This is a genomic window from Micromonospora sp. IBHARD003 (assembly GCF_056106285.1).
In genome coordinates, this window is record NZ_JBWBBX010000001.1 from 7,261,450 (window position 1) to 7,276,814 (window position 15,365).

Here is a 15,365-nt window from a genome sequence, read left to right on the forward strand (position 1 = left end):
GCACCCCCCGCTGACTTCAGGAGACGCCAGATGACCGGGCAAGACCCCGCCGCCATACGGATCGACACCAGCAAGCCGCACCCGGCCCGCATGTACGACTGGTTCCTCGGGGGCAAGGACAACTACCCGGTGGACGAGGAGATGGCACAGCAACTCCTCGCCCTGGAGCCGCGCGGGCGCGACATGGCGCGGGTCAACCGCGCCTTCATGCACCGCGCCACACGCTGGCTCGGCGAGAACGGCATCCGCCAGTACCTGGACATCGGCACCGGCATCCCCACCGAGCCCAATCTGCACCAGATAGCCCAGCAGGTCGCCCCGGAGTCCCGCGTCGTCTACTGCGACAACGACCCGATCGTGCTGGCGCACGCCGAGGCGTTGCTGCGCAGCAGTGCCGAGGGCGCCACCGAGTACATCCAGGCCGACGCCCGTGACCCCGAGACCATCCTGGAAGCAGCAGGCAAGATCCTCGACTTCTCCCGGCCGATCGCCCTTTCACTGGTCGCGCTGCTGCACTTCGTGGACGACGAGGACGGGGCGTTCGAGCTGGTCGACCGGCTGGTCAACCAGCTCGCGCCCGGCAGCTACCTGGTGCTGTCGCACACCACGGGGGACTTCGACCCGGAGAAGGCGGTCCAGGCCCGTGCGATGTACACGGCGCGCGGGCTCACTCTGCGCCTGCGCTCCCGCGCGGAGTTCGCCCGGTTCTTCGACGGACTCCAGCTCGTCGAGCCGGGAGTCTCGCTGACCGCCGACTGGCGCCCGGAGCTCGGTGAGGTCATCGACGTCATGGGCGACGCTCCCATTCCGGGCTACGCCGGCGTGGCGCGCGTCTGACGCCGCCTCATGGCGCGCGCAGCAGGGTGACGAGGAAGCTCGTGGCCCTGCTGACGTTCCCTGCCGCGTCGATCGTCCGGTGCTCGACGGTGTGGGTGCCGTAGTCGGGGGTGGCGTCGTCCCAGGGCACGGCCCGAGGGGTGCCGAGCTTGCCGTAGACGAGATCGTCGATGACCGTGCCTCCCGGGGTGAAACGGAACGGCGCGTCGGCGTCGGTGGGCCAGCCGTAGTACGTGTACCAGCCGTCACCGTCCACCCGGAACTGCGAGACGATCGCGCCCGGCCGGTCGTCCGCCGCGGTGAGCCGCATCGTGAACGGCCCGTCGTAGACGTACTCGGGCGGCCGACCCGGCCGGTGCACCGTCCGCAGGGGCTTCGACAGCTCGTAGCTGCCGGCGGCCGGGCTCGCGTCCACGGTCCAGCGCAGCACGGACGACGAGCCCGGGATCCACGCCGTGAGCGAGTGGGTGCCCTGGCCCAGCCGCAGCGCCCCGAGATCCAGGTCCCGGTCGTTGCCGGGGTTCGCGACCGGCCGGCCGTCGACCGACCAGCGCACCGCGTACGCCCGGTCCGTGGGGTGGGTGGTGTCCGCGTACACCACGGAGGAGGCGCCGACCGGGATTTCGGTGGCGGTGTGACCGGTGAACGCGGCCCTGGCCGGGGTGTGCACGGTCCGCACGGACGGGTCGATCGTCCAGGTCACCGTACGGGTCAGCGCATCCGATCCACGGACCGCGGGATCCCGCACGAACGGGGTCGGATCGGTGACGGTGGCCGTGAGGGTGTGCCTGCCGTGCCCCAGACCGAGCCGGCGCAGATCGAGGGTCCGCTCGCCCCGTACGTGGCGCAGCGGGCGGCCGTCGAGCCGCCAGACCACATCGAGTTCCCCGCCCAGCGGATGCATTGTCTCGACCCAGACGGTCCGATCGGCGCCCAGGACACCGGAGTTGGGGGTGTGCCCCTGGACGAGAGAGACCTTGGCCGAGATCGCCCGCACCATCACCTCGCGCTCGACCTGGTCGAAGGCATAGCCCAGCATCTTCATGATCGAGTGCTTGCTGGGCCGCCACACGCCCTTGGTGCTGTACATCCCGCCCTCGTGACGGCCGATGACACCGCCCGCTTCGCTCTTCTCGCCCAGCCAGCGCCACCATTTGGCCCGCTGGTCACGCATCTGCTGCTCCGTCAGAAGCGTGTGGTGGAGCGACGCGGGCTCTCCGCCTTGGTAGGTGCCGCCCGGGACGCCGCGCCCGTAGTAGTCGTACTCGTCCTGGAGCTTGCCCAGCGAATGGCCGATCTCGTGCGGGGTGATGAGTGAGGACAGGGCGTTGCCGCCGGACGCGGTGGCGTAGGTGCCGCCCGCGCCTCCGTATGTCTCGCTGTTGCCGAGCGCCACGATCTGGCGGTTGGCGCTCGACGTGCCGGTGACCAGATCGGCGAGCGTGGTCGCGGCGTCGCTGTCGACGGTGAGAAGGCGTTGCACACTGGCTGGATCACAGCCGTTCCAGAAGCCCATCCCCAGCGGGGTGTCACGGCGGGGTGAGTCGAGGGACGGATCGCAGTCGACGCCTGATTCGGGCGACGGCACCTCGACCGCCCAGACGTTGACGTACGAGCGGTACGAGGCGAACGGCTCGGTGCTCCACAGCACCTTGAGATGTCTGTCGACATCGGCGCGGAACTTGTCCATCCCGGCGGCGGTGTACCCGTCGCCGAGGAAGACGAGGTTGAACCGTTTGTCGGCGGGACCGGTGCTCTGGACGGGGACGACAGTGGCGCTCTCTGTCAGTCGTTGGGTCGCGCCGGTGCCCTGATCCGCCGCGGCCGCGGGTGGTGCCGCGCCGGTGAGACCGCTCAGGAGCAGTGCGCTCGCGGTGGCGAGGGCCAGTGCCGCGCTGCGAAGGCGTGTGCCGGAGATGTTCATGAGCCGGGAGCGTAAGGTGCGCCCAACGGGTCGTAAAGGATGCCGAGTTGGCCATGGTTGCCGGGGGATCGTCGGGGCTACCTCGGCAGCGGTGGGACGGGCTCCACCCACTCCTCCGGACGGTGTGGACGGTCCGCCTTCCTGGCCTGTGCCTGTGCTCGTGCGCGCAGGATCGCACAGGCGATCACCGCGCACGCCGCGATCCCGTAGGACGTGGCAGCGATGGCGAACGCGCCGCCGCCCGACTGGCCCGTGACGTATTTGACGGCTCCCGCCAGCGCCACCAGCAGCCACTCCGGGCGCCTGTCCAGGGCCACCAGTGCGACCAGCAGCAGCGCGTACCACGAGTACGAGGGCGTCAGGAGCAGGAACGCCGTGCCGGTGACGAGCAGGGCGCCGCTCCACGGCCGCCGGGGATCCCCGCGCAGCACGACATGGGCCACGACGCAGAGCATTCCCGCGACCATCGCCCAGGGCACCCAGGCACCCGGCAACACCAGTTGCAGCAGGGCGTAACGGCTGCCCGCCGAGGCGTCGTCGTAGCCCTCCTCCTCCACATAGCCGCTCAGATAGCCGAAGACCGATCCCCGGGAGAGCAGGACGTACGGAAGATAGACGAGCCCCACCACGGCTGCGGCGGGGACCAGCACCGCGGCGGCGTCGCGCGGCCGGCGCACTCCCGACAGAGCGCCCGGCAGCAGCACCGCGGGCATCAGCTTGGTCGCGGTCGCCAGGCCGAGCAGCGCACCGCCCCTGGCCCGGTGACGTACGGCGACGGCAAGACCGGCCACGCCGAGCAGCACGCCCAGGACGTCGGCATGGGCGTTGTTCACCGCTTCGAGCGGAACCGCGGGGCACCATGCCCAGTAGGCGGCCGCCCGCTGGTCGGCCCCGCGCCGGCGCAGGATCAGCAGCAGCGCGCCGGTCACACCGACCGCCACCAGCGCCCCACCTGTCTGCAGCGGCTTGTGCCGGGCCCCGTCCGGTGAGAGCGCGTGCACCAGCAGGAAGTAGCCCTCCGCGACGGGGGGATAGATGGTCGGTACCCCGGGCCGGTTGAGGCGGGTGCAGTGGACCTCGCCGTCCTTGCTCGGCCGGCCCTCCCCGGCTCCGGGTGCGGCGATCCGGGCCCGCTCCGGACCCTCGCACCCCGCGCCCGTCGGGAAGAGCCACCCGTCGCGCAGCCCGGCCAGAGCGGGATCGGCGGGCACATGGTCGTAGGGCGAGATCCCGGCGGCCTGGACCCGGCCGTCCCAGGCGTAGCGGTACATGTCGGAGCTGGTACGCGGCGGAGCGAGCAGTCCGGTCGCGGCGACGACCACACTGCCGCCGAGCACCAGTGCCGCCACCCGCCGGGCCGGGACCTTCCGCAGACACCACACCGCCGCGGCGAACAGCAGCCAGCAGGCTCCGTACCAGTACGCAAGGCCCACCGGGTCCGAGAAGTAGCCGTCCTTGAGCACGGTCAGGGCGAGTGCGGTCGTGAGGGCGGCGAGAACGAGGCCGGTGGCGAGGGTGCGCGGATTGATCACCCGTTCAGCGTCGCAGCCGGAGGGCACCGGATCCGCACTTCGTGCGCCGCCGTCAGGGATCCGTAAGGTCTGGGAGGCTTTCCCGGAGGGGGATTTGTACGGCTGGGGGAGTGTGGGGGAGGGTCAACGCCGAATCCGTGTGGAGATCGCTCAGGCGGCAGTCGCACGATCCCCCGACCGCGGTGCGGCCGAAGCCCGGTACCTCGCGGCCGTCGCCGCCGACGGCCGCCACCCGGAAATCGCCGAAGCGCTCACCGCCCCCGGGCGCCCCCTGACCCCCGAAGCCACTTCACCCGGTCCTCAACCGCCTGTTCAGCGGCCTCGACACCGACTGATCCGCCGCACACCCACCGCGTCCCGCCTGCCACACCCCCGAGGGAGCGGACGCCGAACTCCCGCGGCTCCTGCCGCGGGCTCGGCGGGAAGACGACAGCGGTGCCGCTCAGCGGCGCTCCAGCGCGCCCCGGACGAAGGCCGCCTGGCCGGCGTGCTGGAGATCGTCGGCGATGACACTCACCAGCCTGACCCCCAGGGTCACCGGCGGCGACCACGACTCGTCCACGACCCGGTTCAGCGCGGTGCCCTTCAGGCCGCCGACGAAGCTCACCGTCTCCGTGTGAACGGCGTCGAAGTAGCCGAGCAGCAGGTCACCCGACTCGACCCGGACCTGGGCGACCTGTCTGCTCGAATGGCCGTAGCCCGTCGCGTCGTCGTCGAACGGGAGCCCGAAGCGGTCCGCCCATCCCTGGGCCAGCCAGACCTGTTCGGTCCCGGCCGCGTCCGCCACATGGTCGTCCTGGATCCGGGTGAGGTGCCACACCAGCCAGGCGATGGTGTTCGCACCCGGATCGAGCCGGGCGTGGAGGCCGTCCACGGGCAGCCCCTCGACCGCATCGTGCACGACCTCCCGAATCCTCGCGAAGGCATCCGCCAGCACCTCTGCCGTGTTCATGCGATGAGTGAAGCGCGTGCCCGCACAAGGCCGGAGCCGACACCACGGGACAGGCACACGAACGTACGTCCTGCGGCCGTCCACGGCTCCGCCCGGCTCCACCCCGTGGCTGCCGCATGGCCGACCAGCGCGGACAGACCCACCCGCGCCCAGGGGAAGGGCGCGCCCAGCGCGCCGCCGCCGTCGACCATCCGGACGTCGACGCGTTCGTCGACCTCGACCGGCGCGGCCTCCGCCAGCAGCAGACCGCCGGGAGCGACGAGCTCCGCGATCCGGGACAGCAGCGCACGCGGGTCACCGCCGATGCCCGTGTTCCCGTCGATCAGCAGCGCCGTCCCCCAACTGCCCTCTCCCGGAAGGGGATCGAAGACCGAACGGCACAGCGCACTGCCGCCGGATCCCACCGTGCGGGCGACCGCCGCCGGACTGACGTCCACACCCAGCGTCGGCCTGCCCAGCTCCGCCAGCGCGGTGACCAGCCGGCCGGGCCCGCAGCCGATGTCCAGCACCGGGCCCCGGCAACGGTCGAGGACCGTGAGATCGGCCGCGTCCGGCGGAGCACACCAGCGCTCCACCTCCAGCGGCAGCAGCCAGCCGTCGGAGCGACGCAGGAACAGGGGGCCGCACCCGGTGCGCAGCGCGTCCGAGTACGGGTCGGCCCGCCACGCCGTCGTGACGCTCATCGCACCCCCGCCCGCCCCAGCCGCCGGAACTCCGCGGCGAACCGGCCGCCCGGAGTGCCGTCGGCCACCAGCTCCGCGTCCGAAGGAGTGTCCACATCCCTCAGCAAGGGAAGTTCACGCACCGTCAGGCCTGCTTCCGTCAGCCGCCGTCGCTGCACCGCTCCCGTCTCGGGCACCGACATCGGGACCCCGCGGACCAGCGCCGGATCCGGCTCGGCCAGCCCCAGCGCCCAGAACCCACCGTCCTCACTGGGGCCGAACACGGCTTCTCCCGAGGCGAGTTCGAGCCCTTGGGCGAGCAGTCCGGGGGTGACCTGAGGAGTGTCCATCCCGATCAGCAGGACCGGTCCCGAGCAGGCGGCGAACGCTGCGGCCAGCCGTTCGTCCAAGCCCCCGCCCACCTGCGGTACGACCTCGATCCCGGGCGGCAGCCAGCGGCCCGGTGCTCCGTCGAGCACCAGCACCCGGCGCCGTGCCGGTGTGGCGCCTACCGCCTCCAGCGTGTCGGCGAGGGCCGCCTCGGCCAGCGCCGCGGCCTCCCGCGCCGTGTAGAAGGGGGTGAGCCGGGTCTTCACCCGCCCCGGCACCGGCTCCTTGGCGATCACGAGCAGTGTGGTCACGAGGCGCTCCCCACCGCCGGCGCGACCGGCGTGTCCGCGAGCACCCGCCGCATGTCGTGCACCGCCTGCCAGGTACCCCGCCAGGTCCCGGTCACCTTCGACTTGCCCGCCCTGCGCAGATACGGGACGTCGACCTCGGCGACCCGCCGGCCCGCGTCCGAGGCGCGCACCACCATCTGCAGGGGGTAGCCGCTGCGCCGGTCGCTCAGTTCGAGACCGAGCAGGTCCGCGCGCCGTGCGGCACGCATCGGCCCGAGATCGTGCAGCCGCAGTCCGGTGCGGCGGTGCACCATCGTGGCCAGTGCCACGTTCCCCGCGCGGGCGTGCAGCGGCCACGCCCCGCGTTCCCGGGGCCGGCGGCGCCCCAGCACCAGATCCGCCTCACCGTCCGCGACGCGTCGTACGAGACCCGGCAGCAGACCCGGGTCCAGCGAGGCGTCACAGTCGCAGAAGCACACGAACTCCGCACGGGCGGCCAGCAGTCCGGCATGGCAGGCGGCGCCGAATCCGCGCCGCGGCTCATGGACGACCGTCGCACCGAAGTCACGGGCGATATCCGCGGAACCGTCTGTCGAACCGTTGTCGACGACGATGGGCCGCCAGCCGCTGGGGATCCGCGCCAGCACCCAGGGGAGAGCGTCCGCCTCGTTCAGACAGGGCAGCACCACATCCACCGTGGCGTTCATACGGCCGCACCCCGCAGACCCGCCGTCGCGAACTCCGCCATGCCCGCCGCGAATCCGACCGCCGGCCGCCACCCCAGATCGGCCGTCAGCCGCCGTGAGTCCGCGGTGATGTGCCGTACGTCGCCGAGCCGGAACTCCCCGGTCACGACCGGCGCGGGCCCGCCGTACGCGGCGGCCAGCTCGGCCGCCATCTCCCCGACCGTGTGCGGGGTGCCGCTGCCCGTGTTGTACGCGGTGAAGCCGCCCGGCGCACGGCTGCCGAGCGCCTCCAGCGCCATCACGTTGGCGCGGGCGACATCAGCCACATGAACGAAGTCGCGCCGCTGGCGGCCGTCCTCGAAGACCCGCGGTGCCTCGCCCCGCTCCAGAGCCGAGCGGAAGAACGCCGCCACCCCTGCGTACGGGGTGTCGCGGGGCATCCCCGGGCCGTAGACGTTGTGGTAGCGCAGCGCCAGAGCCCGGCCACCGGTCGTCCGGGCCCAGGCAGCCGCCACATGCTCCTGGGCGAGTTTGGTCGCGGCATAGACGCTGCGCGGATCGGCCGGGGCGTCCTCGCCGACCAGACCCGGCGTCAGCTCCCCGCCGCAGACGGGACAGCCGGGCTCGAACTGCCGCTGTTCCAGAGCCTCGACCGGCCGGGGCCCGGGGCGGACCGTTCCATGCACCGCACAGTCGTAACGTCCCTCGCCGTACACCACCATCGAACCGGCCAGCACCAGATCGCGGATCCCGGTCTCCGCCATCGCCGCGAGCAGCACGGCCGTGCCGTGGTCGTTGCAGGAGACGTACTCGGGGGCGTCGGCGAAGTCCTTGCCGAGGCCGACCATCGCCGCCTGGTGACAGACGGCGTCGACGCCGCGCAGCGCCCTGAGTACCGCCGGGCGGTCACGGACGTCGACGTGGAAGTCCCCCGGGAACGGGCCGGGGACCGAGGACGGGGGACGGGGGTGTGCCGCGGGCAGCAGGGCATCGAGGACCACCGGTTCGTGGCCGCGTTCGGCGAGGGCGGTCACGATGTGCGTGCCGATGAATCCCGCGCCTCCAGTAACAAGGACTCGCATGTCACCGACGCTACGGCGCAGATCGCGTTCTGCCCCCGTCGTAGGCCACCACGTCACAGGTCCGTAAGGACTGCCGGCTGCGGCCGTGTTGCCGGGGCTCGGCCTGATCCGAACGAAAGGCCCTAAGCCCGCCCCGACGGATTCTGGAACCTGGCCGGGCCCGCCTGGATCTCGATGCCGTAGTGCCCGCCGACACCGTCTGGGCTGATGACGCGGGGAACGGGGAGCCCAGGCCCGCGCGCCTCCGGCACATCCTGGCCGTTGCGCCCGCGCTCCGGTGCGCCGTCGCCGGGCCTGGCCTCGCCGGACCGGGACCGGGCGTCGCCGGGAACGCCCGCGTCGGCATCGCCGGGCACGGGCCGGCCCGGCCGCACGGACGGCGACATGGACGGGTCCGCCTCCCCGAAGTCGCTGCACAGCAGGGACGTCACGGCGAGGAGACCACCGACCGCCCCGGCACCACACATTCCCGCGAGGCGCACCCCCGGCTTCACGGCGAACCACGGTGACTCGCTGCCCCCGGCGTCGGCCGTCGCGCCCGGGGACGCCGACGACGCCGGTGAGGTCACGGGCCACTGGAAGCAGTGCGGCCCCTCCGAGAACGGGGAGGCAGCGTCCTCCTGCACGCTTTCCTGCGGAAGTTGCGGCGGGCCGGGGATGTCCCCGGGAGAGGTGCGGGGCTCCGGGAACGGGGAGTGCCCGGCGCCGGAGGTCGTCCAACCGTCCGAAACCGCTCCGACGGCCCATACGGGCTCGTCTGCCCATACGGACGCGTCCGTGCCGGCGTGTCCCGTGTCCGCCTCCGGGGCACGCGCCCACAGGGGTTCCACGACAACCTCGTGCTGGGCAACCGGAGTTGTGCTCTGTATCGCGCGCTGCGGCTTCCGCGGCCGGAACGCGTCCCAGTCGTCCTGGCCACTGCCGGTCTGCCACGACGGCACCGGGACGGACTCGGAAGAGGGCGAGCCGCTGAAGCCCGTACTCCGTTCCGCCGCGTCCCGACGGTGCTTGGGGGAAGCCGTGCCCCCGGGCCCGCGCAGCGCGTCGTCGGCCCCATACGCCGGAGGAAGACTCACACGAAGCTCGGCACGAGCGGCGTCCAGCTTGTCCAGCACCTGCTGGAAGGCGTCCATGATCGAGCGCTCGAGTTCAGGCCCCGGAACGAAGGCCTCCTCGGGCTCGCTGTTGTCAACCTGCACCGGCGGTCCTCCTCGGCGACATCCTCGGGACTGACCGAGCCGGACAGCCGGAGGACGTCCTGTAGCGTACTGGTAGAGCGTCGAAACGATGAGCCGCGCTCTCCGCGGCGTCCGGTGGAAGATCCGGGGCCGCAAGAGCGGGTTCGGCAACGAGCAATACGCATCCGAGGCGAACCTGTCTCATCCGGTTTCCGGACAAGCCGTGTTCGACCGCCTTGCCCTCTTGGTCCTGGATCGCCGTGGCGGTGTCCGGGCCGCCCTGCCCCGGTTGCCTCCCCGCCAGGACCTACGGGCCGTGCGCCCCCGCGGCCGTCATGTGGTGTCGCCGGGAGTCGTCGGGTCCTCGCGCAGAGGTTCGGCCGCGGCCAGCAGATCGGGCAGGAGCCCGTTCAGCCGGCTGACGAGCTCGGGCAGGTCCGGTACGTCGGGCATCGGGTGGTACAGGAAGAGGATCTCGTTGCCGGAGAGCGAGACCGCGGGTGCGGCGAGGTCCATGAGCCGTTCGGGCAGCCGCGCCGACTCCAGTGTCCCGGCAACAGCGCTGACGTCGGAGGCGACGGGCACGTACAAGGCGTTGCCGGGCACGGGCAGACCGAGAGCGGCCGCGCTCCAGTTCCGTTCCAGGCGCAGCATCGGGTACTCCCGGGGGAGTCGGAACGACACGGCGAGCCAGTGCAGCCCTCGCCGCTGCTCGAGTCTCTGCAGCCGGGCCACGGTGACCTCGTGGCCGTCGTACGAACCACGCAGCACGCCGGCCGGATGCGCGTCGACCCAGCCGAAGTGGGCCACGTACCCGGTCCATTGACGGGGTTCGTTCAACACCCATCCGGTTCCGGCCGCGAGTGCGCGCAGGGCCCGGTCCAGCTTCCTCACCCGCCGCAGATGGCCCGTCTCCCTCTTCAGGCCCAGCACGATCGGCAGGAGCAACAGACCGAACACCACCACCCAGCCCACGTAACCTTGCATGGGTCCCCCTCCGCGGACGCGCGGCTCCCCTCGGCGCCGACGTGATCTTCTTTCCCTCCGCAGCGGCCCACCACACGCGGTGCGGCCGGACACCGTGTTTCCCGGGAGTCGTTCTCCAGGTCCTGTCCGGGTCAGGTCCTGTCCGGGCGATCTTCTCGGGCCCGCGACGACAGCTGCGGCCCTCCCCCAGCTACCGCTGGGAGGTACCCCCACGCTGCGTTGTCGGAGTCGTCCGAGTACGCCCAGTACGAGGACGATCCTTCGCCTTGCGATGCACCGCATCTGACGCCGCGGGCCAATCCTCAAAGATCGCCCGGACAGGACCTAACGGCGCGCCAGCCGCAGCGTCATGATCTGGAACGGTCGCAGCCGCACCGTCACCGTGTCGTCCTCGACGGCGAGTTGAGGCCCTCCGGGCAGCGGACGCTCCAGCAGATCGGTGACCACCGCACTTGCCGCGGGGAACCCGGTGCGCAGTGTGGTCGTGGTCCGTCCGCCCAGCGACTCGTACAGGCGCACCACCACATCGCCCGAGCCGTCGTCGGCGAGCTTGACCGCCTCGACCACGGCCGACGGCCCGTCCGTTGTGACGACGGGCGGCACCGGAGCGCCGCCCGGTCCGATCCGCAGTGGCAGATTCAGGGCGTAGCCCTCGGCGATCGCGTCCTCGATCGTGGCACTCGGCAGCAGTGAGTAGGTGAAGTGGTGCAGGCCCTGGTCGGCGTCCGGGTCGGGGACCCGGGGTGCCCGGACCAGGCTGAGCCGCACCGTCGTGGTCGTACCGCCGTCCTCCTCGCGGGTCGTGCGCGAGACGTCGTGGCCGTAGGTCGCGTCGTTGAGGAGCGCGACGCCGTAGCCGGATTCGCCGACGTGCACCCAGCGGTGCCCGTAAACCTCGAAACGGGCCGCCTCCCAGCTGGTGTTGGTGTGCGTGGGCCGGTGCACATGGCCGAACTGGATCTCCGCCGTGGACCGGTCGGCGTGTACGTCCAGCGGGAACGCGGCCTTGAGGATCTTTTCCTTCTCATGCCAGTCGATCTCCGTGGCGATGTCGATCCGGCGGCTGCCTGCCCTGACGGTCACCGTCTGCACGATCCGCGAGCCCCGGCCGAACGACCGCTCCACACGCAGCGCGCCCAGCAGCGGATCGCTCTCGACGACGGTGATCACCGTGCCCTCGACCAGGTCGGTCCAGCGGCCCAGATAGTGCTTGTCGATGTCCCAGGCGTCCCAGTGGTTGGGGAGATCGGTGTGCAGCCGCAGCAGATTGCCCCGGCCGCCCGGCGCCAGGACCTCACGGCCGGCGACCAGATCCCGGACCGACGCGAAGGTGCCGTCGTCGGCCAGCTCGACCCGTACGAGACCGTTGTCGAGGATCTGGTGACCGACGACCGTGACCGGCCGAGGTGCGGGTGCGGCCGGCGTCACGGGCGCGCAGCCCGCTGCGGGTACGTCGGCGAGGACGGCGACCGCGCCGTCCGACAACCGCGGCAGCCCGGGGTCGAGCGCCCCGGCCAGGGCGGACGGCACCCGCACCACTTCCGACCGGGCCCGTGGACCGGCGTTGTACGCCCACACCTCGAGCGGCCCCGTCCCGCCGGCCGCCTCCAGCGCCTGCACCGTCAGGGCCTCGAGCTCCGCCGCGACCCTGGCGTACTCCTCCTCGGCCTCCCGGTGCACCCAGGCGATCGACGACCCCGGCAGGATGTCGTGGAACTGGTGCAGCAGCACCGTCTTCCACAACCGGTCCAGCGCCGTGTACGGATACATGTAGCCGGGCACCGCCAGCGCCGCGGCCGTCGCCCACAACTCGGTTTCACGCAGGGCGTGTTCACTGCGCCGGTTGCCCTGCTTGGTGCGTGCCTGAGTGGTGTAGGTGGCCCGGTGCAGCTCCAGATAGAGCTCGCCCGACCACACCGGCGCATCCGGGTATTCGGCCTGCGCGGCGGCGAAGAAGGCGTTGGGATGCTCGATCACCACCTTCGCCGAGCCCTCCAGACCGGCCAGCCGCCGGGCCCGCTCGAGCATCTCCCGGTTCGGGCCGCCCCCGCCGTCGCCGTGACCGAACGGGGCCAGCGAGCGCGTCCCGCGGCCCTTCTCCTGGTAGTTGCGCACCGCGTGCGCCAACTCGCGCCCGGAGAAAACGGCGTTGTAAGTGTCCACCGGCGGGAAGTGGGTGAAGATCCGCGAGCCGTCGATGCCCTCCCACCAGAAGGTGTGGTGGGGGAGCTTGTTGCTCTGGTTCCAGGAAAGCTTCTGGGTGAGGAACCACTTCATTCCGGCGAGCTTCGCCAGCTGCGGGAACGCGGCGGTGTAGCCGAAGGAGTCCGGCAGCCACACCCCTTCGGCCTCGATCCCGAACGCCTCGAGGAAGAACCGCTTGCCGTGGACGAACTGTCGGGCCAGCGCCTCACCGCCGGGGAGATTGCCGTCGGCCTCCACCCACATACCGCCGACCGGCGCCCACTGCCCGTTCTTCACCGCCTCCTGGATACGGGCCCACACCTGCGGGTGGTTGTCGCGCACCCATGCGTACTGCTGGGCCTGTGAGCAGGCGAACACGAATTCCGGGTACTCCTTCGCCAGGGCGGTGGCGTTGGCGAAGGTCCTGGCCGCCTTCCGCTTGGTCTCGCGGACCGGCCAGAGCCAGGCGCTGTCGATATGGGCGTGCCCGACGGCCGACAGTGTGTGCGCACCGGCGTGGGCGGGCCGTGTCAGCGCGGGCGCGAGGACGGTGCGGACCGCGGCCGCCGTGCCCGGGACGTCGTCCAGGTCGAGGGCGTCCAGCGCCCGGTCGAGGGTGTGCAGGATCTCGTGCCGGCGCGGATCGTGGTCGCCCAGTTCCAGCATCAGCTCCTGCAGCACCTGCATGTCCAGGGACAGCTGCCAGACCTCTTCGTCGAGTACGGCGAGATCGGCGCGGGTGAACGTGTACAACGGGGTGCGGCCCGCGGTGCGTTTGTCGCCCATCGGGGTCGGACGGCGGAAGTGGTCGGCGAGGATGTCCGGGTTGGAGGCGGCCTCGACGAGGTAGGCGACCCGTTCGCCGCCGGCCGCGGGCGAGGCGACGGGAACGTACTGGTTCTGCGGGTTGACCGCCTTGAGCGGTGTGCCGTCCGGAAGGTGCACCAGCGCCTCGGCCTGGTTGCCCGGCCAGCTGCTGACGAAACCCAGGTCGAACCAGGCCTCGACCCTGAGCCCCGCCCATTCGGCGGGCACCTCGCCCCGTACCCGGAACCAGGTCGTGCCCCACGGAGGCCCCCAGGGTGTGCCCATCGCGAACGGCTCGAAGACCGCGTCCCGCGCCTGCTCGAACGATACGGGCTCGTCCGGCACCTGCCAGGCCTCGACCGTCAGGGGCACGGAGGCGGAGTGGACCAGTGGCCGGATCCGCTGTTCCAGCACACGTTGCACGCGCTGCTCGATCCTCCGGCGTTCGTCGTGCATCTCACAGACACCTACTTCCGGTTGAGATAGGCGAGGCCGGGATGCCGCTGGGCATAACCGTCGACGAGGCGGCGGGCGACGGCGACGGAGTCGACCAGCGGATGCAGGGCGAAGGCCTTGACGGCGGTGGCGCGGGAGCGGCCGTCCGCGGCCGCGAGGACCTCGCGCTCGGCGGCCTTGACCGTGGTGACCAGCCCGACGGCGTGGCCGGGCAGCGGAGCGCATGCGTACGGATGGGCGCCGTTCGCGTCGACCAGGCACGGCACCTCGATCACGGCGTCCGCGTCCAGCACGGAAAGGGTGCCGCCATTACGGACGTTGAGGATGAGCGTGGCGCGCTCGTCGCGCGCGATGGCGCGCATCAGCGCCAGGGCCACCCGCTCGTAGCCGCCGGAACCGACGTCGTCGGCGCCGCGCTCGCCGGCGCCCGCCACCTCACGGCTGTCCGCCATGTACGTGGCCTCGCGCTCGGCCCGGGCGGCCTCCCAGCTCTTGAGGGACGGGTCCGCGTAGAAGCCGGACTGCTGGTCGAGCAGGAACGCGCCGCGGGTCCGCCCCGCCGACCGGTACGCCTGCACGGTCTCCCGGTTGAAGTAGTAGTAGTGCAGGTACTCGTTGGGGACGGCCCCCAGCGAGCGCAGCCACTCGGCACCGAAGAGCCGGCCCTCCTCGAAGGAGCCGAGGGCCTCGGCATCGGCCAGCAGTCCGGGGAGCCGGTCGTGGCCCGCGACCCGCAGCCCGCGCAGCCAGCCCAGGTGATTGAGGCCGACGTAGTCGGCCCACGCGGTGGCCGGGTCGGCGCCGACGGCCCGGGCGACACGCCGGCCGAGGCCGACGGGGGAGTCGCAGATACCGATGACGCGGTCTCCCAGCAGCCGGGACATGGCCTCGGTGACCAGCCCTGCCGGGTTGGTGAAGTTGATCACCCAGGCGTCCGGCGCGAGCGCCGCGATCCGCCGGGCGTAGTCCATCGCCACGGGCACGGTCCGCAGCCCGTACGCGATACCGCCCGCGCCCGCGGTCTCCTGGCCCAGCACCCCCTCGGCGAGCGCGACCTGCTCGTCCACCGCACGGCCCTCGAGGCCGCCCACCCTGATCGCGGAGAAGACGAAGTCGGCGCCGCGCAGGGCGTCGTCGGGGTCGGTGGTGGCCGTGACCGACGGCGCGTCCGGCACACCGGCGGCCTGCTCGGCGAGAACCGTGGTGATCGCGCCGAGCCGGGCGGCGTCCGGGTCGTGCAGGGTCACACGGGTGACGCGGCCCTCGGCATGGTCGCCGAGGAGCGCGCCGTACACCATCGGCACCCGGAAGCCTCCGCCGCCCAGAATCGTCAGCTTCATGCCTCGACCGCCTTCACGCTTCCGTGTGCCGTACGTGCCGTACGCCTCCGAGAGCCGCACGTCGGCCTGCTCCGGCTCGCGTCCGGCCGCGGCCCTCATGACTCTGCTGCCCGCGGGG

The 15,365-nt window shown here is 72.0% G+C and carries 12 protein-coding genes; 1 reads left to right on the forward strand and 11 read right to left on the reverse strand.

Annotated elements, in window-relative coordinates:
* The first annotated feature begins 30 nt into the window (after positions 1-30).
* Positions 31-837, forward strand: coding sequence for an SAM-dependent methyltransferase (locus tag ACTWOL_RS31855; protein ID WP_474300315.1), 807 nt, complete (start codon positions 31-33; stop codon positions 835-837).
* A 7-nt stretch (positions 838-844) separates the two neighbouring features.
* Here ACTWOL_RS31855 and ACTWOL_RS31860 read toward each other — a convergent pair whose 3' ends face one another.
* From ACTWOL_RS31860 to ACTWOL_RS31910, 11 genes are all read right to left on the reverse strand, one after another.
* Positions 845-2,761, reverse strand: a complete 1,917-nt coding sequence (locus ACTWOL_RS31860; RefSeq protein WP_474300316.1) for a M64 family metallopeptidase — start codon at positions 2,759-2,761, stop codon at positions 845-847.
* A 77-nt stretch (positions 2,762-2,838) separates the two neighbouring features.
* Positions 2,839-4,293, reverse strand: coding sequence for a glycosyltransferase 87 family protein (locus ACTWOL_RS31865; RefSeq protein WP_474300317.1), 1,455 nt, complete (start codon positions 4,291-4,293; stop codon positions 2,839-2,841).
* A gap of 442 nt (positions 4,294-4,735) precedes the next feature.
* Positions 4,736-5,245 carry a mycothiol transferase gene (locus ACTWOL_RS31870; protein WP_474300318.1) on the reverse strand — a complete coding sequence of 170 codons (510 nt, stop codon included), beginning with the start codon at positions 5,243-5,245 and terminating at the stop codon, positions 4,736-4,738.
* Positions 5,242-5,928 (reverse strand): class I SAM-dependent methyltransferase, encoded by a 687-nt coding sequence (locus tag ACTWOL_RS31875; RefSeq protein WP_474300319.1) that lies wholly within the window; start codon positions 5,926-5,928, stop codon positions 5,242-5,244. The genes ACTWOL_RS31870 and ACTWOL_RS31875 overlap by 4 nt, the downstream gene beginning before the upstream one ends.
* Positions 5,925-6,548, reverse strand: coding sequence for a TIGR04282 family arsenosugar biosynthesis glycosyltransferase (locus ACTWOL_RS31880; RefSeq protein WP_474300320.1), 624 nt, complete (start codon positions 6,546-6,548; stop codon positions 5,925-5,927). Before ACTWOL_RS31880 ends, ACTWOL_RS31875 begins: the two co-directional genes overlap by 4 nt.
* Positions 6,545-7,234: a glycosyltransferase family 2 protein gene (locus ACTWOL_RS31885; protein ID WP_474300321.1), complete on the reverse strand. Its 690-nt coding sequence runs from the start codon at positions 7,232-7,234 to the stop codon at positions 6,545-6,547. The genes ACTWOL_RS31880 and ACTWOL_RS31885 overlap by 4 nt, the downstream gene beginning before the upstream one ends.
* Positions 7,231-8,295 carry an NAD-dependent epimerase/dehydratase family protein gene (locus ACTWOL_RS31890; RefSeq protein WP_474300322.1) on the reverse strand — a complete coding sequence of 355 codons (1,065 nt, stop codon included), beginning with the start codon at positions 8,293-8,295 and terminating at the stop codon, positions 7,231-7,233. Before ACTWOL_RS31890 ends, ACTWOL_RS31885 begins: the two co-directional genes overlap by 4 nt.
* Positions 8,296-8,417: 122 nt before the next feature.
* Positions 8,418-9,494 carry a hypothetical protein gene (locus ACTWOL_RS31895; RefSeq protein WP_474300323.1) on the reverse strand — a complete coding sequence of 359 codons (1,077 nt, stop codon included), beginning with the start codon at positions 9,492-9,494 and terminating at the stop codon, positions 8,418-8,420.
* A gap of 312 nt (positions 9,495-9,806) precedes the next feature.
* Positions 9,807-10,460 (reverse strand): hypothetical protein, encoded by a 654-nt coding sequence (locus tag ACTWOL_RS31900; RefSeq protein WP_474300324.1) that lies wholly within the window; start codon positions 10,458-10,460, stop codon positions 9,807-9,809.
* 324 nt (positions 10,461-10,784) lie between these two features.
* Positions 10,785-13,907, reverse strand: coding sequence for an alpha-mannosidase (locus tag ACTWOL_RS31905; RefSeq protein WP_474300325.1), 3,123 nt, complete (start codon positions 13,905-13,907; stop codon positions 10,785-10,787).
* Positions 13,908-13,918: 11 nt separating this feature from the next.
* A complete protein-coding gene (locus tag ACTWOL_RS31910) occupies positions 13,919-15,247 on the reverse strand; it encodes a 6-phospho-beta-glucosidase (protein WP_474300326.1) in 1,329 nt (442 codons plus the stop codon).
* Between the last annotated feature and the right edge of the window lie 118 nt (positions 15,248-15,365).